Annotated in this window: 16 protein-coding genes; 7 read left to right on the forward strand and 9 right to left on the reverse strand. The window is 67.7% G+C overall.

Annotated elements, in window-relative coordinates; translation table 11 throughout:
- Positions 1-36 precede the first annotated feature (36 nt).
- The gene (locus ACE3N9_RS10360; RefSeq protein ID WP_374283539.1) at positions 37-1,470 is read left to right on the forward strand and encodes an NAD-dependent succinate-semialdehyde dehydrogenase; all 1,434 of its coding nucleotides are present in this window, start codon (positions 37-39) and stop codon (positions 1,468-1,470) included.
- Positions 1,471-1,481: 11 nt separating this feature from the next.
- On the opposite strand, the gene ACE3N9_RS10365 is transcribed toward ACE3N9_RS10360, so the two are convergent.
- Complete coding sequence (locus ACE3N9_RS10365) at positions 1,482-2,024, reverse strand: histidine phosphatase family protein (RefSeq protein ID WP_374283541.1); 543 nt, start codon at positions 2,022-2,024, stop codon at positions 1,482-1,484.
- Complete coding sequence (locus ACE3N9_RS10370; RefSeq protein ID WP_374283543.1) at positions 2,021-4,732, reverse strand: ATP-dependent DNA helicase; 2,712 nt, start codon at positions 4,730-4,732, stop codon at positions 2,021-2,023. The genes ACE3N9_RS10365 and ACE3N9_RS10370 overlap by 4 nt, the downstream gene beginning before the upstream one ends.
- Positions 4,733-4,818: 86 nt before the next feature.
- On the opposite strand from ACE3N9_RS10370, the gene ACE3N9_RS10375 reads away from it, so the two are divergent.
- Together ACE3N9_RS10375 and ACE3N9_RS10380 are read left to right on the forward strand one after the other, a co-directional pair.
- Positions 4,819-5,832 carry an adenosine deaminase gene (locus tag ACE3N9_RS10375; protein WP_374283545.1) on the forward strand — a complete coding sequence of 338 codons (1,014 nt, stop codon included), beginning with the start codon at positions 4,819-4,821 and terminating at the stop codon, positions 5,830-5,832.
- Entirely contained in the window at positions 5,829-6,386 is a 558-nt protein-coding gene (locus tag ACE3N9_RS10380; RefSeq protein WP_374283547.1) for a phosphoribosyltransferase, read from the forward strand. The genes ACE3N9_RS10375 and ACE3N9_RS10380 overlap by 4 nt, the downstream gene beginning before the upstream one ends.
- Before the next feature lie 143 nt (positions 6,387-6,529).
- Here ACE3N9_RS10380 and ACE3N9_RS10385 read toward each other — a convergent pair whose 3' ends face one another.
- The 3 genes from ACE3N9_RS10385 to ACE3N9_RS10395 all read right to left on the reverse strand — a co-directional run bounded on the left by ACE3N9_RS10385 (position 6,530) and on the right by ACE3N9_RS10395 (position 9,371).
- Positions 6,530-6,829 (reverse strand): GIY-YIG nuclease family protein, encoded by a 300-nt coding sequence (locus ACE3N9_RS10385; RefSeq protein WP_374283549.1) that lies wholly within the window; start codon positions 6,827-6,829, stop codon positions 6,530-6,532.
- A 222-nt stretch (positions 6,830-7,051) separates the two neighbouring features.
- Positions 7,052-7,663, reverse strand: a complete 612-nt coding sequence (locus tag ACE3N9_RS10390; protein WP_374283551.1) for a hypothetical protein — start codon at positions 7,661-7,663, stop codon at positions 7,052-7,054.
- 4 nt (positions 7,664-7,667) lie between these two features.
- Positions 7,668-9,371 carry an amidohydrolase gene (locus ACE3N9_RS10395; RefSeq protein ID WP_374283553.1) on the reverse strand — a complete coding sequence of 568 codons (1,704 nt, stop codon included), beginning with the start codon at positions 9,369-9,371 and terminating at the stop codon, positions 7,668-7,670.
- Positions 9,372-9,513: 142 nt separating this feature from the next.
- Here ACE3N9_RS10395 and ACE3N9_RS10400 point away from each other — a divergent pair, with 142 nt between their 5' ends.
- The 3 genes from ACE3N9_RS10400 to ACE3N9_RS10410 all read left to right on the forward strand — a co-directional run bounded on the left by ACE3N9_RS10400 (position 9,514) and on the right by ACE3N9_RS10410 (position 13,150).
- On the forward strand, positions 9,514-10,311 hold the full coding sequence (locus tag ACE3N9_RS10400; protein WP_374283554.1) for a hypothetical protein: 798 nt from the start codon (positions 9,514-9,516) through the stop codon (positions 10,309-10,311).
- 184 nt (positions 10,312-10,495) lie between these two features.
- Positions 10,496-11,320 carry a flagellin gene (locus tag ACE3N9_RS10405; protein ID WP_374283556.1) on the forward strand — a complete coding sequence of 275 codons (825 nt, stop codon included), beginning with the start codon at positions 10,496-10,498 and terminating at the stop codon, positions 11,318-11,320.
- A gap of 237 nt (positions 11,321-11,557) precedes the next feature.
- The gene (locus ACE3N9_RS10410) at positions 11,558-13,150 is read left to right on the forward strand and encodes a lysine--tRNA ligase (protein WP_374283558.1); all 1,593 of its coding nucleotides are present in this window, start codon (positions 11,558-11,560) and stop codon (positions 13,148-13,150) included.
- Here ACE3N9_RS10410 and ACE3N9_RS10415 read toward each other — a convergent pair.
- Both ACE3N9_RS10415 and ACE3N9_RS10420 read right to left on the reverse strand, forming a co-directional pair.
- Positions 13,147-14,967: a DUF885 family protein gene (locus ACE3N9_RS10415; protein ID WP_374283561.1), complete on the reverse strand. Its 1,821-nt coding sequence runs from the start codon at positions 14,965-14,967 to the stop codon at positions 13,147-13,149. The two genes, ACE3N9_RS10410 and ACE3N9_RS10415, sit on opposite strands and share 4 nt — an antisense overlap.
- A 7-nt stretch (positions 14,968-14,974) precedes the next feature.
- Complete coding sequence (locus ACE3N9_RS10420; protein ID WP_374283563.1) at positions 14,975-15,682, reverse strand: prolyl hydroxylase family protein; 708 nt, start codon at positions 15,680-15,682, stop codon at positions 14,975-14,977.
- A gap of 87 nt (positions 15,683-15,769) precedes the next feature.
- Between ACE3N9_RS10420 and ACE3N9_RS10425 the strand changes: the two genes are divergently transcribed.
- Positions 15,770-16,327, forward strand: coding sequence for a cytochrome b (locus ACE3N9_RS10425; RefSeq protein WP_374283565.1), 558 nt, complete (start codon positions 15,770-15,772; stop codon positions 16,325-16,327).
- 76 nt (positions 16,328-16,403) lie between these two features.
- Here ACE3N9_RS10425 and ACE3N9_RS10430 read toward each other — a convergent pair whose 3' ends face one another.
- Together ACE3N9_RS10430 and ettA are read right to left on the reverse strand one after the other, a co-directional pair.
- A complete protein-coding gene (locus ACE3N9_RS10430) occupies positions 16,404-17,426 on the reverse strand; it encodes an RcnB family protein (protein WP_374283567.1) in 1,023 nt (340 codons plus the stop codon).
- Between the two features lie 131 nt (positions 17,427-17,557).
- Positions 17,558-19,231 (reverse strand): energy-dependent translational throttle protein EttA, encoded by a 1,674-nt coding sequence (gene ettA / locus ACE3N9_RS10435; protein ID WP_374283569.1) that lies wholly within the window; start codon positions 19,229-19,231, stop codon positions 17,558-17,560.
- Positions 19,232-19,304: the final 73 nt, after the last annotated feature.

The following is a 19,304-nucleotide window of genomic DNA, read 5'->3' on the forward strand; positions in this document are numbered from 1 at the left end:
GTTACCACATCGCCTTGCATTCAAGTGAGGCTTGCCATGACCTACGACTATAACGCCGATCTCGCCCTGTTCATCGGCAGCGGCTGGAAGATCGGCGAAGGGCGCGATCTGTTTCCGGTGGTCGATCCGGCGCGCGGCGAAACCATTGCCGAAGTGCCGCTGGCCACGCCCGCCGACCTGGACGAGGCGCTCGCCACGGCCGATGCCAAGTTCCAAGAATGGCGCAGCGTCGCGCCCGAAGCGCGCGCCGCCGTGTTGCGCAAGGCGGCGGCACTGCTGCGCGAACGCGCCGACGTGATCGGCCGGACCCTGACGCTGGAACAGGGCAAGCCCTTTGCCGAAGCCCGCGCCGAAGCGATCAGCAGCGCCAGCTTCTTCGACTGGTGCGCCGAGGAAGCGGTGCGGATCTATGGCCGCGTCCTGCCGCGCCCCAGCGGCCAGCGCTCGATCGTGATTCGCCAGCCGGTCGGGCCGGTCGCGGCGTTCAGTCCGTGGAACTTCCCGGTCTACCTGATGGCGAAAAAGCTGGCGCCGGCGCTCGCGGTGGGCTGCTCGGTGATTGCCAAGCCGCCCGAGGAAACCCCCGGCTGCACCGGCATGTTGCTGCGCTGCCTGCTGGACGGGGGTCTGCCCGCTGGCGTGGTGCAACTGGTCCACGGCGTGCCCGATGCGGTCAGCCGCCACCTGCTTGCCTCGCCGGTGATCCGCAAGATCAGCTTCACCGGTTCGGTCCCGGTCGGCAGGCACCTGATGCGGCTGGCAGCGGACGGCTTGAAGCGGGTGACGATGGAACTGGGCGGCCATGCCCCCGTGCTGGTGTTCGACGACTGCGACCTTGAAAAGACGCTCGACATGTTGGTGCCGCAGAAGTTCCGCAACGCCGGGCAGGTCTGCGTCAGCCCGACGCGGTTCTATGTCCAGGAAGGGATCTACTCGGCCTTCGTCGAAGGTTTCGCCGCGCGCACCGCGCAGGTCACGACCGGGCACGGGCTGGATGCCGAAACGAAGATGGGCCCGCTCGCCAATGTCCGCCGTCCGCAGGCGATTGCCGCGCTGGTCGAGGATGCCGAGGCCAAGGGCGCGCGGGTCATGGCCGGGGGCAAGCGCGGGAACGCGGGTTTCTTCTTCCAGCCGACCCTGCTGGCTGACGTGCCCGACAGCGCCGACATCATGAGCAACGAACCCTTCGGCCCGGTGGCTGTGGCCGCGCCGTTCAGCACGCTGGACGATGCGATCGCCAAGGCCAACCGCCTGCCTTATGGCCTCGCCGCCTTCGCCTTTACCGAGAACATGCGCCAGGCCAACCTGCTGGGCGATGCCATTGAAAGCGGCATGGTCGGGATCAACACCTTCGCGATCAGCACGGCCGACGCCCCGTTTGGCGGGGTCAAGGATTCGGGCTTCGGCAGCGAAGGCGGACTGGAAGGGCTGGACAGCTACCTGGTGACCAAGGCGATCCACACCGCCTGAGCGCGGCTGGATCAGGCCAGCTGCGGCCCCAGCGCCGGATCAAGGTCGCGCGGGCGGACCAGGTGGACCAGCCGGGCGCAATTGTCCTTGAGATCGGCCCAGCGGTCGATGTTCAGTTCGAGCACGGCAAAGGCGGCGGTGGGGAACTTTGCCTCGACCACGTCGCGCAGCGGGCTGGAACCGTCATCGGGCACCAGGTCGAAAATCAGGTCTTCCAGCCCCGGATTGTGCCCGACCATCAGCACCGCGCCGGGATCGCCGTCCAACTCGCGCAGCAGGTCGGCCAGGGTGGCGCTGCTGGCGAGGTAGACGCGCCGGTCCCAGTTGACCGCGATCGGGCGCGCTGCTGCGGCCGAGGCGATCTCGATCGTTTCGGCGCAGCGGATCGCCGGGCTGGCGATCACCCGGTCCCAGGCCACGCCGTGATCGCGGATGTGGCGGCCCATCGTTTCCGCGCCCTTGCGCCCGCGCTCGTTGAGCGGACGGTCGAAATCGCGCGCGCGCGGATCGTGCCAGTCGGACTTGGCGTGGCGGAACAGGCCGAGGATCTTCACGGGAGACTCTCTGTGGTTGCGGGCTTGCCGTAAGCACCAGCGGACACCCGTTGTAAAGCCTCGTCCAGTGACAATCGCGTGACGGGCGTGCCCGGGGGAAATGCGGAGAGCAGGCGGCTGGGAAAGGCCGATGACAGGATCACGAAATGGCCGTGATCCTCGCGGCTGCGGATCAGCCGCCCGAAGGCCTGGGCGAGCCGCGCGCGGATGATCCGGTCGTCATAGGCACTGCCGCCACCCGCGAGCCGCCGCGCGCGGTGGAGGATCGACGGCTTGGGCCAGGGGACCTGTTCCATCACCACCAGCCGCAGCGAATGGCCCGGCACGTCCACCCCGTCGCGCAGCGCGTCGGTGCCGAGCAGCGAGGCGTGGGGATCATCGCGGAAAATGTCGACCAGCGTGCCGGTGTCGATCGGATCGACATGCTGGGCGTAAAGCGGCAGCCCGCCGCGCGCCAGCCGGTCGGCAATCCGGCCATGCACCGCGCGCAGACGGCGGATCGCGGTGAACAGGCCCAGCGCCCCGCCGCGCGAGGCTTCGATCAGGCGGCCATAGGCCCCGGCAAGCGCGGAGACATCGCCCTTGGGCACGTCGGTCACGATCAGCACTTCGGCCTGGGCGGCATAGTCGAACGGGCTGTCGAAGCTCGACAGGCGCGGGGCCAGCCCTAGCGAGGGCGCGCCGCTGCGGGTTACAGCGGCGTCCCAATCGTCCGCGTCCTTCAGCGTCGCGCTGGTCAGCATCACGCCGTGCGCCGGTTCCAGCACGACCTTGGCGAAGGGCTTCATCGGGTCGAGCCAGCGGCGGTGGATGCCGACGTCGAATTCGCGCGCATCGCCGCGCTCGACCGCCAGCCAGTCGACATATTCGGGATCGGCCGGGCCGCCCAGCCGCTCCAGCAGCGCTTCCCAGGCCGCCAGCAGGTCGATCCGCCAGGCGAGCGAGTGGCGCGCCCCTTCGATCCGGGCGCGGCCGGGGCCGTCGAGCCAGTCGGGCGGTTCGGCCATGATCGCTTCCAGCCGCAGACCCAGCCGGATCAGCGGGATGCGCAGCTCCGCCAGCGCGGCCTGGGCCGCCCCGGCGCGCTCGATGAACGCCCCGTCGAGCTGCGCGGCCTCGGTCTCCAGGCCATAGCCGGCTTCCTGCCCGCCGCTTTCGTCGCGAGCGTAAACGCAGGCGCGCACGGCGGCGAGCAGCTCCTCCAGCGGGCCGGACGCCGCGTTCTCGTTCAAGCGTTGCAGCCAGCCATCGCCGGGCAGCGCCTCGGCCGCATGGCGCGCGGCGGCAATCGCCTTGCCGCCGGCTTCGTCATAGCTGGCGACATCGGCGAGCCGCGCGGACAGGCCGCGCCGCCGCCCTTTCGCGCCGCGTTCCGGGCCGATCACCCAGCGGCGCAGCTCGATCGTTTCCGCGCCGGTCAGTGCGGCGGCGAAGGTCGAATCCGCGGCTTCGAACACGTGGTGGCCTTCGTCGAACACGATCCGCGTCGGGCGCTGGGCGGCGTCGCGTCCGCGCGCGGCGTTGACCATGACCAGCGCATGGTTGGCGATCACCAGGTCGGCCTGGGCGCTGGCCCGCGCGGCGCGCTCGATGAAGCATTTGCGGTAGTGCGGGCAGCCGGCATAGACGCACTCGCCGCGCCGGTCGGTCAGCGCGGCGATCCCGCGCTGGCGGAACAGCGTGCCGAGCCAGCCGGGCAGATCGCCGCCGATCATGTCACCGTCCTGGCTGTAGGCGGCCCAACGCGCGACCAGCTGCGCCATGATCGCTGCGCGCCCGGAAAAGCCGCCTTGCAGCGCGTCTTCCAGGTTGAGCAGGCACAGGTAGTTCTCGCGCCCCTTGCGCACCACCACGGGCAGGCTGCCATCGGCGCGGCGTTCGGCCCAGGCGCGGCGGCTTTCGCGGCGCAGCTGGCGTTGCAGCGCCTTGGTATAGGTCGACACCCAGACCGTCCCGCCCGATTGCTCGGCCCAGAGCGAAGCCGGGGCAAGATAGCCCAGCGTCTTGCCGATCCCGGTGCCGGCCTGGGCCAGCAGCAGGTGCGGCAGCGCCTCGTGGCGGCGCGGGGCAAAGACGTGGGCGGCCTCGGCGGCATAGGCGCGCTGGGCGGGGCGGGCTTCGGCCCCGCTGCCGGTCAGCTGGGCAAGGCGCGCCGCGACGGCCTCTGGATCGATCTGGACCTGCGCGGGCTGGGGGCGTTCAGGCGCTTCGTCCCATTCGGGCAGGCGGGCGAACAGCCAGCGTTCCGCCTTGTCCGGGCGGGGCAGGCGCGGGGTAAGCAGCGGCGCCCAGGGCCAGCGCAGCCGGATCAGGTTCTGCAGCGCGCTCCACGCCCCTTCGCGCGCCTGCCAGGCGGGATCGGCGCAGCAGGCCAGCAACGCTTCGGCGGCCTGTTGCAGCAGCAGCGGCACCCCGTCGTCACCCGCCGGTTCGGGCAGGTCGATCGCGTGGGCCAGCCCCTTGGGCGTCGGCACCACGAAGCGCGCGGGGTGGATGAAGGCGAACAGTTCGAGCAGGTCGAGCCCCGACAGGTCGGGATAGCCCAGCCGGCTGGCGACCAGCGGCGCGTTGAGCAGCAGCAGCGGGGTATCGGCAGCCGCGACGATCGCATCGCCCTTGCCCACGCCGCGCGTGTTGCCCGCGCCGTCGCGCAGCCAGCAGCCGCCGTGGCTGGCGTGGAGCGCGGGGAGGGGCAGGGCTTCGGCCATGGCCCAGCGTTAGAACGGAACTGGAACGCGGGGCAAGGGGCAGGCGGGCGGTTGACCACATGCGCGGCTTGGCCCAGCCTGCCCAAATGCTGACCCCCGAACTCGAATCCCTGATCGCCCGGCTGCCCAAGGCGGAACTGCACCTGCACATCGAAGGATCGCTGGAGCCGGAGCTGTTGTTTGAACTCGCCGGGCGGAACGGGGTGGAAATTCCGTTCCGGACGGTGGAGGAGGTGCGGGCGGCTTACCGGTTTTCCAACCTGCAGGATTTCCTGGATATTTATTACCAGGGCATGGCGGTGCTGCGGAACGAGCAGGACTTTTTCGACCTCACCTGGGCCTACCTTGAGCGCGCGAAAAGCGACCAGGTCCGCCATGTCGAGATCTTTTTCGACCCCCAGGGACACACCATGCGCGGCGTCGCGTTCGACACGGTGCTGAGCGGGATCGAGCGCGCGCTCAAAGCGGGCGAGCGCGAGCTGGGCATCACCTACCGGTTGATCATGTGCTTCCTGCGCCACCTGAGCGAGGAGGACGCCTTCACCGCGCTCGACGAAGCCATGCCGCACCTGCCCCGCATCCACGGCGTCGGGCTCGATTCGTCCGAGCTGGGCCACCCGCCCGCCAAGTTCGCCCGGGTCTTCGCCCGGGCGCGCGAGCTGGGGCTGCATGTCGTCGCCCACGCCGGTGAGGAAGGGCCGAGCGAATATGTGTCCGAGGCGCTGGACCTGCTGCAGGTCGAGCGGATCGACCACGGCAACCGCGCGCTGGAAGACCCCGCGCTGGTCCGCCGCATTGCCGACGCGGGGCTGACCCTCACCGTCTGCCCGCTGTCCAACCTGCGGCTCTGCGTGATCGCCGACATGGCGCATAGCCCGGTGGCGCGGATGCTGGAGCAGGGCCTGAAAGCGACGATCAATTCCGACGATCCGGCCTATTTCGGCGGCTACGTCAACGACAACTACCGCGCGGTCACGGCGGCGCTGGGTCTGTCGGCGGCGCAGATCGTCCAGCTGGCGGAAAACAGCTTTACCGGGTCGTTCCTGCCGCCCGACGATGTTGCCCGCCATCTGGCCGCCCTGCGCGAGGCCGCGCGATGAGCGTGGCCAAGACCTGGCTTTCCGCCGACGCGCTGCTGATCGACAGCTACCGCCTCGCCAACCGGATCATCGATGCGGGGTTTCGCCCCACGCACATCGTCGGCGTGTGGCGCGGCGGCGCGCCGATCGGCATCGCGGTGCAGGAACTGCTCGAATACAATGGGATCGAGGCCGACCACATCGCGATCCGCACCAGCAGCTATGCCGGGATCGACCAGCAGAAGGAAGTGCGGGTCTATGCGCTGGGCTACCTCGTCGACACGCTCAGCCCCGATGACCGCCTGCTGGTGATCGACGACGTGTTCGACTCCGGCCGCTCGATCGAAGCCTTCCTGCGCGAGCTTAAAGCCCGCTGCCGCGCCAACATGCCGCAAACGGTGAAGATCGCCACGGTCTATTACAAACCCAGCCGCAACAAGACCGCGCTGAAGCCCGATTTCTACGTCCACGAAACCGAGGACTGGCTGGTCTTCCCGCATGAGATCAGCGGCCTGAGCAAAGCCGAAATTCGCGCCTACAAGCCGGGGGCCGAGGAGATTTTGCGGGAGAGGTAGGGGGCATTCCGGCGCGGCGGTGTTGACCGCCGAAGCTAAGCTGGACCCCGGGTCAAGCCCGGGGTGACGGTGGGGAGATTCAGATTACCTCGTCACCCCGGGCTTGACCCGGGGTCCAGCTGTTCTTCCAGCGCGACGCCCGTTCAGGCGAGCTGCTCATAAAGATCCGCCCAGTCCGGGTTCGCGCGTTCGATCAATTCGAACTTCCACTCGCGGCGCCAGCGCTTGAGCCGTTTTTCATGGGCGATGCAGTCCTCGATCCTGTCGCCGACCTCGGCCCAGACCAGCCGGTCCAACTGGTGCCGCGCGCAAAAATCAGAGCCGGTGCCCTGGCGGTGCTGTTCGATCCGGGCGGGCAGGTCTGCCGTCACGCCGACATAGATGGTGCCGCGATAGCGGTTGGCCATGATGTAGACCCAGCCGCCGGTTCTGCTTCGCTCCATGGCGCGAGGAAAAGGCAAGCTGGACCCCGGGTCAAGCCCGGGGTGACGGTGGGGGGAAACGAATTGGTTGTTCTGACAATAAACCCAACATTGCCGCACTAAAACCCCGTCACCCCGGACTTGATCCGGGGTCCAGCTGTTCCTTGCGACGTTACCGTTCGCCGATAGCTTGCAGAAGAAAAGCCTGGCCCTGGGTCAAGCCCGGGGTGACGCAACAAGGAGCTATCCCCCCTCGCTCTCCGCCGCTTTCCTGGCCCGCACCGCTTCCAGCAGCAGGCGTTCCAGCCGGGCCGAATCCGGCACGCCGAGCAGGGTGAAGGCGTTGGTGCGGTGGTCGCGGCCGCGGTCGATGAACTGGGTGGTGGCGATGGTCAGGCGGCCATAGCCATCCGCGCCGTGCTGGGCGGTGATCTGGCCGACCTGTTCGATCGGCAGGGTTTCAACGCGCGATGATTTGCCCGCGTAGAGCCGGAGCACGCGCGCGTCGGTCAGGGCATAGACGGTGCTGCGCGCGCGTAGCAGCAGGCGGAAGGGCGTGGCCAGCATGCCCAGCCCGATCAGGATGAACGGCACCCCGAACATCGGGAACAGCCAGCCGAACACCCCGGTTTCCGCCCCGCTGCGCAGCGGGAGGCTGGCCAGCCAGGTCCAGCCCACCGCAAACGCGGTCCACGGGATCGCGAACAGCCAGATCAGGAACACCATCCACTGCCGGCTCGGGCGGGGCTGGGCGCGCCACAGCACGCGTTCGCCCGGCAGCAATTGCGCGCGCAGAGCAGCCTCGAACTGCGGCGGCAGGATCTGCGGCAACAGGCCGGAGGGCAGGCCGTCCATCAGCCTATTGCCCGCGCGCCCACACGGTTTGCCCTTCCTTCACCGTCCGCAGTACCTTGATGCCGCGGATCTGGCCCACCGGCGTGGTCAGCGGGTTCTTGTCGATCACCACGAAGTCGGCCAGCAGCCCGGCCTTGATCCGGCCCTTGCGGCCTTCCTCGAACACTTGCCAGGCGGGGCCGGTGGTCAGCATCTGCAGGCCCTGCCAGGCGGACAGGCGCTGATCGGCTCCGCTGACCACGCCGGTCAGCGACTGGCGGGCCATGCTGGACCACAGCTGGGTAAAGGGACCAAGCGGGGTGACCGGCGCGTCCGAATGGTTCGAGGCGTGCAGCCCGGCCTTCAGCGCCGACTGGAACGGGCTGATGAAATCGACCACTTCGGCCGGGAAATTGCTGCGGTGGATATCGGCAAAGTAATAGGTGTGGTTGCTGAAATAGGCCGGGCCGACCCCGATCCGGACATAGTCCTTCAGCTGGTCCGGGCGCTGGAACTGCGAATGGATCACCACCGGGCGGGCGTTGTCCCTGGCCTTGATCCCGGCGGCGTCGAAGCCCTTCACCGCCATGTCGATCGCCGCATCGCCATTGGCGTGGACGAACAGCTGCCAGCCCTTGGCGCGCACCTGCTTTGCCTCAGCGTTGAACTGGTCCTGGGTCATGTTCGACGTGCCGTGCCACGGGTGGTGGCCATCGGGGGCGCCGTTCCGGTAATCCTTGGTGAAATAGGCCGTGCGTGCCTGGGGCGAGCCATCGAGCACGAACTTGATCCCCTGCAGCTTCACGTGGCCGGAATAGCTGCCGAACTTCAGCTCGGGATGCTTGTCCAGCGCGGGCAGGTTCTGGCTGGTCGGCAGCATCGCCAGGTCCAGCTTGAGCCGGCTGGCCGCCGCCGCCCCGGTCAGGAACTGCACGTCGGGCCAGCTCGATGCGCCGTCTTGCATATGGGTGAAGCCATTGCTGGCATATTTCAGCTGGGCTGCGTCCATTGCCGCCAGTTTCTGTTCCTGGCTGAGCTGCGGCAGTTTCATGTAGACCGGATAGGCGGCGTTTTCGAAGAACACCCCGGTCAGCTTGCCCGCGCTGTCGCGCAGGGTGATGCCGCCCGGCGGGTTGGGCGTATCCTCGGTGATCCCGGCGGCGGCCATCGCCGCGCTGTTCACCGCCAGGCCGTGCCCGGTGAAGTGGACCAGAACCACCTTGAAATCGCCCAGCGTGTCCAGCTCGGCGCGGGTCAGGTGGCGCTTTTCGGCCAGCTTGCCCTCGTCATAGTTCCACGCCACCACCCAGCCGCCGGGCTGGATGCCGCGCTTGGCAATGCCTGTTTTCAGCGCGGCAATCACCTCGGCCACGTCGCGCACCGGCGCCTCGGGATCGCCCAGGTCCACGCCGCTGGCAACCTGCATCGCCATGGCGAAGTGCGAATGGGCATCGACGAAGCCGGGCAGCATGGTCGCGCCCTTGAGGTCGTGGTCGGCGGCGTCCTTGCCGGCAATGCGGCGGGCCTGCGCTTCGGTCCCGGCGTAGACGATCCTGCCGCCGCGTTCGACCACGGCCTGCACGGTCTGCGGGCGGTTGCCGTCCATGGTCAGGATCGGTCCGCCATGCCACAGGGAGGCCGGGGCAGGGGCGGGGGCATCCTTGGCGGCCAGCGGGGTGGACATGGCCAGCGCCAGCAGCAGGGCGCCGGACGGGATCAGCTTCGACATGGGACTATGGGCTCCTCTCCGCCCGGCACAGTGATACAGCGCGGCGCGGCGCGCAAGGCGCGGCGATGCCAAGCCCCCTTGCGGGCGGGGCGGGAATGTCCTTTCATGTGCCTGGGCGTGCTGATCAAATTCGGAGAATTGCATGCTGCGTCCCGCGCTCGCCCTGATCCTGTCCCTCTCGCTCACCGCCCCGGCGCTGGCGGCGCCGGGCACGTTCCTGCGCGAACAGCGCGCCGTGACCATCGGCGGCGCGGCCGAAACGTGGCAGCTGGTCTGGCAGGGCAAGCCGCGTTCGATCTGCGGGCCGGAAGATGTCGAAACGGCGATCACCTGTCCGTGCACCGGCTTTGCCTATGGCGAAGTGGGCAAGCTGGCGCTGGTGCGCCAGCGCGGCGGGCAGGAAGTGGACCGGATGGACCTGGGCCAGCTGTTCAGCGAGCTTCCGGCCGACAATACGGACGGGCTGGCGGCGATGCCGTGGCGGCCGGTGGCGCCGAAGGATTTCGACCGCGCGGCGGACGGCGCATCGCCCGCGTTCCTGGCCGAAGTGGCTCGCCGCCCGGGGCCGCGCGTGATGAAGCTGGCCGACTATGACCGTGATGGCACGGCCAGCGAGTTCCTGGTCCAGGTCGCCGCAGGTCCCTGCGGCCACACCGAGTTCGCCGCCGTGGGGGTAGCCAAGGCCAGCGGCAAGCTGCACGCCCTGTCGAGCAAGGCCAATCCCGGCGCGCCGCTGGTCCTGCCGGCGGCGGCGTGGCGCGCCTTGCTGGGGGCCAAGCCGGCCCGGGTGGTCAACTATCCTTGTGGCGATCACGGCGCCGAGCAGCAGGAGGAACTGGCCATTTCGGCGCGGGGCGGGACGATCAGCGCGGCGCGCGTCCTGCGCCAGTGCAGCGATTCCGGCGCGGCCGGGGCCGAACTGGCGCGCGAGCCGCTGTGACGCGAAAATATTTTCTCCTCCCTTAAACAGCGCAAGATCAGCACTTTGGCGGCGCATTTGGGGCATTTCCAAACGCGCCGTTAACCATGCGGATTAAAATCTGCCGACGCCTGCCGGTCTTTCCCCCAGCAGCGGTTCATGGCCCATACCGGCCCCACCCGCTCAACTGTGAAGGGGAAGTACAATGGCTGTCATCAACACCAATATCAGTGCCATCCGGGCGGCCAACGCCTCGGTCGCGGCTGACAAGATGCTGGGCGTCGCGATGGAGCGCCTGTCGACCGGCAAGCGCATCAACGGCGCCAAGGACGACGCGGCGGGGCTGGCGATTTCCACCACCATGACCGCGCAGGTTCGCGGCATGAACCAGGGCATCCGTAACGCGAACGACGGCATCTCGCTGTCGCAGACCGCGGACGGGGCGCTGAACGAAGTTTCCAACATGCTCCAGCGCGTGCGCGAACTGGCCGTGCAGTCGGCCTCGGGCACCTACCAGACCTCGGACCGCACCTACATGCAGTCGGAAGTCACCGCGCTGACCGAGCAGATCGACGATGTGCTGACCAACACCAAGTTCAACGGCAACGCGCTGTTTTCCAAGACGGCGGGCACGGACGTGACTTTCGACATCCAGGTCGGGGCGGATTCGGGTGAAACGATCACGCTCACCTCGCTGGCGATCGATGGCACCAACATCGACGCGACCGCGCTGGATGTGACCACCGCTGCGCTGGCCGATACGACGATCTCGAATGTCGACCTGGCCCTGGCCGACGTCAACGCCAGCCGCGCCGGGATCGGTGCGGGGCAGAACCGGCTGGAATCGGTGGTCAACAACCTGACCAGCAATTCGACCAACCTGTCGGACGCCCGCAGCCGGATCGCCGATGCCGACTATTCGGCCGAAACGACCGCGATGGCCAAGGCCCAGATCCTCAGCCAGGCCTCGACCGCGATGATCGCCCAGGCCAACCAGAGCCAGCAGAACGTGATGTCGCTGCTGCGCTAAGCGGTCTCTCCAGCAGCATCACCGGCCCGCTCCCCCGGCCCGGCCACCCGCTCAAGGTACCCTATGGGTGGCCGGGCCGGGGGAGTGGGCCGGTGATGCCCGCTTCGGCCCCGCCGAAGCACAAGTGCGCCAAACCCGGCTCTTCCCGTCATGGGGGCATGATGCCGCCGTCCCGCCCTGCGCGGGGCGGCGGTTTTGCTTGCCTTGGCGCGCCACATCGGGAAAAGGCGCGGGGCTATGACCGACGCTGAACTTCACGCCGCCGCCCAGGTGTCCAAGGCCTGGCCCTTCGAGGAAGCCCGCAAGCTGCTGAAGCGCTTCCCGGACGGGAAACCGGGGGGTGAGCCCGTGCTGTTCGAAACCGGCTATGGTCCGTCGGGCCTGCCGCACATCGGCACGTTCCAGGAAGTGCTGCGCACCACGCTGGTGCGCCGCGCCTATGACGTGCTGAGCGGCGGCGCGCCGACCCGGCTGGTCGCCTTCAGCGATGACATGGACGGGCTGCGCAAGGTGCCGGACAACATCCCCAACCAGGGGCTGCTGACGGCCTATCTGGGCCATCCGCTCAGCCGGATTCCCGATCCCTTCAACAAGTACGAAAGCTTCGCGCACCACAACAACGCGATGCTGCGCGAATTCCTTGACCGCTTCGGGTTCGACTATGAATTCGTCTCGGCCAGCGATCGCTACAATTCGGGCGGGTTCGACGATGCGCTGCGCGGCGTGCTGCGCAATTTCGGCGCGATCATGGACGTGATGCTGCCGACCCTGCGCGAGGAACGCCGCAAGACCTATTCGCCGGTCCTGCCGGTCAGCCCCAAGACCCACCAGGTGCTGCAGGTGCCGGTCGAAGTGGTTGACGCCGAAGCCGGGATCGTCCGCTTCGAGGATCACGGCGAAATGGTCGAAAGCTGCATCCTGGGCGGCAATGCCAAGCTGCAGTGGAAGGTCGACTGGGCGATGCGCTGGGTCGCGCTGGGCGTCGATTACGAGATGTGCGGCAAGGACCTGACCGATTCCGTGCGCGAAAGCGGCAAGATCGCCCGTGTGCTCGGCGGCCGCGCCCCGGAAGGCCTGATCTACGAGCTGTTCCTCGACGAGAAGGGCGAGAAGATCTCGAAGTCCAAGGGCAACGGCCTGACTATCGACCAGTGGCTGACCTATGGCAGCGAGGAAAGCCTGGGCCTCTACCTCTTCCGCGAACCCAAGAGCGCCAAGCAGCTCCATGTCGGCGTGATCCCGCGCGCGGTCGATGAATACTGGCAGTTCCGCGAAAAGCTGGCCAGCCAGCCGATCGAGCAGCAGCTGGGCAACCCGGCCTGGCACCTGCTGCGCACCAACGGCTACCACGGCGGCGCGGGTGACCGGCTGCCGGTGACCTACGGCCTGCTGCTCAACCTGGTCGGCGTGCTGGGCCGCCATGCGACCCGCGACCAGGTGTGGTCATACCTCGCCAACTATGTCGAGGATGCGACGCCCGAGGCTCATCCCGAAGTGGAAGTGCTGGTCGAAGCCGCACTCGCCTACAACCGCGATTTCATCGCCCCCACGCTGCACCGCCGCAAGCCCGATGCGAACGAGGCTCTGGCCCTGACCGCACTGGACGAGGAACTGGCCGCGACCAGCGACGATGCCACGGGCGAGGAACTGCAGAACATCGTCTACGAGATCGGCAAGGACCCGCATTACGGGTTCGAGCAGCTGCGTGACTGGTTCAAGTGCCTGTATGAAACCCTGCTTGGTTCCAGCCAGGGGCCGCGCATGGGCAGCTTCATCGCGCTGTACGGCATTGCCAACACCCGCAAGCTGATCGCCGAGGCGCTCGCTTAACTCCCGCCGCCGGCCGCGATCCAGCGGTTGAGCTTGGCTTCCAGCACCGGCAGCGGCAGTGCGCCGCTGCCCAGCACCTGGGCGTGGAACTGGCGCAGGTCGAACCGCGCGCCCAGTGCGGCTTCGGCCTTGCGCCGCAGCCGCTGGATCGTCAGCGCGCCGACCTTGTAGCTCAGCGCCTGGGCCGGCCAGGCGATATAGCGTTCCACTTCGGCGGTGGCGTCGCTGCGGCCCATGCCGCTGTTGGCCAGCATGTAATCGATCGCCGCCTCGCGGCTCCAGCCCCTGGCATGGATTCCGGTATCGACCACCAGCCGCATCGCCCGCAGCATCTCGTCGTCCAGCGTGCCCCAGTGCTGCAGCGGATCGGCATAGAGGCCCATTTCGTGGCCGAGCGTTTCGGCATAGAGCGCCCAGCCTTCGACATAGGCGTTGTTGCCGCCGAACCGCTGGAAATCGGGCAGGCTCTTGTCCTCTTGCGCCAGGCTGATCTGGAAATGATGCCCCGGCGCGCCTTCGTGCAGGTACAGCGTGGTGATCCCGGTCAGGAACCGGCTGGGCAGGTCATAGGTGTTGTAGAAGAACACGCCCGCGCGGATCCCGTCGGCGCTGCCTTCGTGATAACTGCCCCCGGCGTCATAGCGGCCGCGATAGTCGGGGTAGGGCTGGATTTCGAGCGGAGTGCGCGGCAGGCGCAGGAACAGGCGCGGGGCCTGCTGCGCCACCGCCCGGGCAACGCGAGCATAGCCATCGGCCAGGTCCTGCGTGCTGCGCGGATGATAGCGCGGATCGCTGCGAATATGTTCGAAGAAGCTCTTGAGATCGCCCGAATAACCCAGCTGCGTCTTGACCTGCTCCATCTCGCGCTGGATCCGCGCCACTTCGGCCAGGCCGAGGCGGTGGACCGCTTCGGGTTCCAGCGGCAGGGTGGTCTCTTTCTCGATCAGGCGGCGGTACAGCCCCGCGCCGCCCTTCATTGCCGACAGGCCCACCGCCTCGCGCGCGGCGGGCAGGTATTCATCGTTGAGGAAGGCGCGCAGGCGGCGATAGGCGGGCAGCACCTCGTCTTGCAGCGCGGCGGCCCAGGCGCTGCGCAGCTGGGCGCGGTGCGCTTCCGGCACGGCATCGGGGAACTGGGCGACGGGGGAATAGAGCGGTGATTGCTCAAGCGGCTGGGCCAGCAGCGCGTCGATCTGGGCGATCATGTTGCGGGTGGTCAGTTTCGTGTCGACCACGCCGCTGTCCAGCCCCTGGCGAAAGCGCAATTCGGCATTGGCGAACATCACCGGGGCCATCCGCAGCACGGCCAGGTTGCGCCAGTAATCCGCCTCGCTGGCGTAACGCACCGCGCCGCCCGCCGCCATGATCGCGGGGAATTCCACCTGCAGCCCGCCAAAATGATCCATCGGCCGAACCGCGGTCAGCGCGATCATGTCGGGCGAAAACCACTCCAGCTGCTCGCGCTTGGCATCGAGGAACACGTCATAGGAAATCTGCCGGTCGGGATTTAGCCGCCGCCGGTCGATCCGGCGCAGCGCGGCCAGGCTCTGCTGGGCCGAGGCGCGGCCCAGCCGCAGCTGTTCATCAGTGAACACCCGGCGCAGCTCGCCCGGCTGCACTTCGGCCCCCTGGTACAGCAGTTGCAGTGGATCGAGCCCCTGTTCGCGCCGCTGATCGTCGCGGAACAGCGCCAGCAGGCGAGCTTCGTCGCTGATCGCGGCCTGGGCGGCGGGCGCGCGCCGAACGTCGGCTTGCGCGGGCAGCGGGGCCAGCAGCAGTGCCGCCAGCAGCAGCCGCCAGGAGATGCGCCCCTTCACCAACCGGTCAGCCCCACCTGCGGGTGCGATACCACTTGGTGATGATATATTTGGTGCCGCGCACCACCGGCCGCCCGGCGTGGATCGTGTCCTGGTTGAGCGAGCCGTCCGGGCAGGCGTTGTTCCACACGATCAGCGCGCCCTGCTGCGGGGCGATGGTCACGCCGATGTTGGGAAAGTGGGTTTCGCCGCCTTCCTCGACATCGTTGAGGTAGATCATCGCGGTAAAGCAGCGCTGCCCACCGCGCTTGGCTTCCTGCTTCCAGTAGGGCGCCTTGGTCCAGAACCAGTCCATGTGTTCGCGAAATTCCTGGCCCGGGTCATAGCGCTGGCCCTGGATCGTCTCGCCGCATTCGTGCGGCAGGCCCAGCGTGTCGTCGATCCGGCGTTCGATCATCTGCACGAAGGGATCATTGCGGTTGACGTCGCCGGAATAGCTGGTGCGGTAGGCCCCCTCATAGCCATTGCCCTGGTCGAGCAGGTCCGATGGCCGCGCCGATCCATCGACCAGCTGGATCAGCCGGGCGCATTCATCCTGGCTGACGAATTGGGGGATGGCCCAGATCTCCGCCGCTTCCACCGGCACCTTCTGGGCCAGCGGTTCGGCTGCCAGCCGCCGGCGCACTTGCGCGCCGGCGCGCAGCAGCGCCAGTTTGTCCGGGTTGGGGCAGGGCGGATAGCGCAGCGGTTGGTAGGCGGGCGGGCTGGAAGTCATGTCGCTTCCTGACTACCGCGCGCGCCGCGCGGGGCAAGCGCAAAAGCCGCTTGCCGACCGCGCGCGATTGCGCCAGTTTCGCGCGTCATGGCAAACGATAACATTCAGGCCGCCCGCTATGGGCTTGGCGCTGTCGTCCTGCATTGGCTGATCGCGCTGGCGATCGCCGCCAACTATGTCCTGGCCTGGATGGCCGAGGATCTGCCCAAGGAAGACCGGATGGCCCTGATGGGCAATCACAAGGCGCTGGGCATCGCCATCCTGCTGCTGACGGTGCTGCGCATCGTCTGGCGGCTGGTGCACAAGGCGCCGCCGCTGGTCGAAACGCTGAAGGCATGGGAAGCGGCGCTGTCGCGGGTCACCCATGCCGCGCTCTATTTCGTCATGCTGGCAGTGCCGCTGGCGGGCTGGGGGCTGCATTCATCCGCCAGCCAGGGCAAGGCGGTGGGCATGTTCGGCCTGTTCGACTTTCCGGCCATGCCGGTTGGCTCCGACAAGCCGACCATCGGCATGTTCCATGAATTGCACGAAGTGTTCGCCACGCTGATGTTGGCGCTGATGATCCTGCACGTGCTCGCTGCGCTCAAGCACCAGTTCCTCGACAAGGATGGCACCCTGCGGCGCATGGCGCCGTGGATGCCCTGACCCGGTCAGGCCGGGAAGCGCAAAAAAGGCAAGGCCCCCGCCGCGCTGGCGGGGGCCTTGTTCGTCGGGTGAGGGCTTACCAGAAGAAGTCGTTGATCACGTCCACCACTTCGCCGCTGTAGATGTTCACCAGCAGCGCATCGTCATAGTAGCGCACCCAGCGGTAGGGGCCGTAGACATCGGGCAGGCGGTACTGCCACGGATCGTTGATCCAGTAGTTCTGGCTGAAGAACAGCGAATCCAGGAAGAACCCGATGCTCAGCCGGCGGTACGAATAACCGCGATAGGGCGAATAGTAGGGCTGCAGCCGGTAGATCTGCGGGTTGCCCCGGCGATAGCTGTGCCAGTCATACCGGCTGTTGCTGCGCCAGCGGTTGTCCCAGCGGCGGTAGTCCTGGTTGTAGCTATAGCGCGAGCCGTTCCACCCCCGGTTGCCATTCCAGGTGTTGCCGCGGTTCCAGTCGTTGCCGCGCCAGCGGTCGCCATCGCGGCTGCGCTCGCGGTTGCCGTCGCGGGTGCGGTAGTTGTCGCGATTGCCGTCGCGATTGCCGCCGCTCCAGCCGCTGCGATTTTCCGCCGGGCGGTTCCAGCCCGCGCCGCCGCGATTGTCCTGGGCGCCGTTCCAGCGCTGCTGCGGGGCAGGGGCGGGCGCCGGGGCCGGAGCGGGATCGACCCGGCCCGTGCGGCCGCCATCCCAGCCGCCGCGATTGCCGCCGCCGCTCTGGCCGTTCCAGCCGCCGCGCTGTCCCCGGTCGCCCAGGTTCGCGCCGGGAGGCGGGGCCACGACCGGCGCCGGTGCCGGAATGGGTGCGGCGACCGGGCGCGGCGCGGCTTCGGGCCGGGCCCAGCCGCCGCGGTTGCCGCCATCCCCGTTGCCGTTACCGGCCCAGCTGCGCTCGGGCATGGGCTGCGGGGCAGGGCGCTGCCAGCCGCTGGCGCCGATGTTGCCGGGCGCCTCGCGCGCTTCGCCGCCGCGGCCGCGCCAGCCGCCGCGATCCTCGCCGCCCGGTTCCGCCGCTGCGGCGATCCCCGGCAGCACCATGGCCGCCAGGGCCAGCGCGAGGGCGCTGCGGCGGCCGGTCTTTGCAAGCTTGTTCACGGCCATGGCCGCATCTCCATCCACTGCGCCGCACCAACGGCGGCGACCTTGGATGGAGTGCTAGGCGATTCGCGCTGTCGCGAAGGTGAATGGCTCGGTAAGCCTTTTGTTCATCTTCGCGGCGCTTTGGCTTAACGCGTCAGCTTCTTGTAGGCCAGCGCGGTCGGGCGGTCGGCAGCGTCGCCCAGGCGGCGGCGCTTGTCTTCCTCATAGGCGGCGAAGTTGCCTTCGAACCATTCGACGTGGCTGTTGCCTTCGAACGCCAGGATATGGGTGGCCAGGCGGTCAAGGAAGAAGCGGTCGTGGCTGATGACCACGGCGCAGCCGGCGAAATTTTCGATCGCGTCTTCCAGCGCGGCAAGCGTTTCGACGTCAAGGTCGTTGGTCGGTTCGTCGAGCAGGAGGACGTTGCCACCCTCCTTCAGCATCTTGGCCATGTGGACGCGGTTGCGTTCACCGCCCGACAGTTTGCCGACGTTCTTCTGCTGGTCGGCGCCCTTGAAGTTGAACGCGCCGACATAGGCGCGGGTCGACATGTCCTGGCCGTTGACCTTCATGTAGTCGAGCCCGTCCGAGATTTCCTCCCAGACGTTGTTCTTGGGGTTGAGGTGGTCGCGGCTCTGGTCGACATAGCCCAGGTGCACCGTCTGGCCGATCTCGATCGTGCCGCTGTCGGGCGTTTCCTTGCCGGTGATGATCTTGAACAGGGTCGACTTGCCGGCGCCGTTCGGGCCGATCACGCCCACGATCCCGCCCGGAGGCAGCATGAACGAGAGGTTTTCGAACAGCAGCTTGTCGCCGTAGGCCTTCGAGATGTTCTTCACCTCGATCACCTTGCCGCCCAGGCGCTCGGGCACCTGGATGACGATCTGGGCCTTGCCGACGGGGCGGTTGTCCTGTGCGTTCTGCAGTTCCTCGAACTTGCGGATACGCGCTTTCGACTTGGTCTGGCGGGCCGCCGGGGTCTGGCGGATCCATTCCAGTTCGCGCTGCAGCGCCTTCTGCTTGCCGCTTTCCTCGCGGTCTTCCTGCTCAAGCCGCTTGGCCTTCTTCTCGAGGTAGGTCGAGTAGTTGCCTTCATACGGGAAGTAGCGGCCGCGATCGAGTTCGAGAATCCAGCCGACCACGTTGTCGAGGAAGTAGCGGTCGTGGGTGATCATCAGCACCGCGCCGGCATAGTCCTTGAGGTGGTTTTCCAGCCATTCGACGCTTTCGGCGTCAAGGTGGTTGGTCGGTTCGTCCAGCAGCAGGATGTCGGGCTTCTGGATCAGCAGGCGGGTCAGCGCGATGCGGCGCTTTTCACCGCCCGACAGGCTTTCCACGCTCCAGTCGCCCGGCGGGCAGCGCAGCGCTTCCATCGCGATTTCGAGCTGGTTGTCGAGCGTCCAGCCGTCGACCGCGTCGATCTTGTCCTGAAGCTCTGCCATTTCGGCGCCGAGCGCGTCGAAATCGGCGTCTTCCTCGGCCATTTCCATGCCGATCTGGTTGAACCGTTCAACCATGTCGGCCGTGCCGCGCGCGCCGTCCTTGACGTTTTCCAGCACGGTCTTGGTGGGGTCGAGCTCGGGTTCCTGTTCAAGGTAGCCGACAGTGATGTTCTCGCCCGGCCAGGCTTCGCCGGTATAGTCCTTGTCGATCCCGGCCATGATCTTGATCAGGGTCGATTTGCCCGCGCCGTTCGGGCCGACGATGCCGATCTTGGCACCCTGGTAGAACTGCAGGTTGATGTTGCTGAGCACCGGCTTTTGCGCACCGGGGAAGGTCTTGGTCATGTCCTTCATCACGAAGGCGTACTGGGCGGCCATGGGCGGTCCTTGAAGTTATGCAAGTTGCGGGTTTGCCGCGCCTCTACAGGGCGGCGCGCACCGGGGCAAGCAC

The sequence above is a fragment of the Novosphingobium sp. genome (genome assembly GCF_041905565.1).
Lineage (GTDB): Bacteria > Pseudomonadota > Alphaproteobacteria > Sphingomonadales > Sphingomonadaceae > Novosphingobium.

What these genes read in the sequence shown, in the direction of transcription:
- ACE3N9_RS10360 (WP_374283539.1), top strand. Translation starts at nt 37, where the DNA reads ATGACCTACGACTATAACGCCGATCTCGCCCTGTTCATCGGCAGCGGC.
- ACE3N9_RS10370 (WP_374283543.1), bottom strand. Translation starts at nt 4,732, where the DNA reads ATGGCCGAAGCCCTGCCCCTCCCCGCGCTCCACGCCAGCCACGGCGGC.
- ACE3N9_RS10375 (WP_374283545.1), top strand. Translation starts at nt 4,819, where the DNA reads ATGCTGACCCCCGAACTCGAATCCCTGATCGCCCGGCTGCCCAAGGCG.
- ACE3N9_RS10380 (WP_374283547.1), top strand. Translation starts at nt 5,829, where the DNA reads ATGAGCGTGGCCAAGACCTGGCTTTCCGCCGACGCGCTGCTGATCGAC.
- ACE3N9_RS10385 (WP_374283549.1), bottom strand. Translation starts at nt 6,829, where the DNA reads ATGGAGCGAAGCAGAACCGGCGGCTGGGTCTACATCATGGCCAACCGC.
- ACE3N9_RS10390 (WP_374283551.1), bottom strand. Translation starts at nt 7,663, where the DNA reads ATGGACGGCCTGCCCTCCGGCCTGTTGCCGCAGATCCTGCCGCCGCAG.
- ACE3N9_RS10395 (WP_374283553.1), bottom strand. Translation starts at nt 9,371, where the DNA reads ATGTCGAAGCTGATCCCGTCCGGCGCCCTGCTGCTGGCGCTGGCCATG.
- ACE3N9_RS10400 (WP_374283554.1), top strand. Translation starts at nt 9,514, where the DNA reads ATGCTGCGTCCCGCGCTCGCCCTGATCCTGTCCCTCTCGCTCACCGCC.
- ACE3N9_RS10405 (WP_374283556.1), top strand. Translation starts at nt 10,496, where the DNA reads ATGGCTGTCATCAACACCAATATCAGTGCCATCCGGGCGGCCAACGCC.
- ACE3N9_RS10410 (WP_374283558.1), top strand. Translation starts at nt 11,558, where the DNA reads ATGACCGACGCTGAACTTCACGCCGCCGCCCAGGTGTCCAAGGCCTGG.
- ACE3N9_RS10420 (WP_374283563.1), bottom strand. Translation starts at nt 15,682, where the DNA reads ATGACTTCCAGCCCGCCCGCCTACCAACCGCTGCGCTATCCGCCCTGC.
- ACE3N9_RS10425 (WP_374283565.1), top strand. Translation starts at nt 15,770, where the DNA reads ATGGCAAACGATAACATTCAGGCCGCCCGCTATGGGCTTGGCGCTGTC.
- ettA (WP_374283569.1), bottom strand. Translation starts at nt 19,231, where the DNA reads ATGGCCGCCCAGTACGCCTTCGTGATGAAGGACATGACCAAGACCTTC.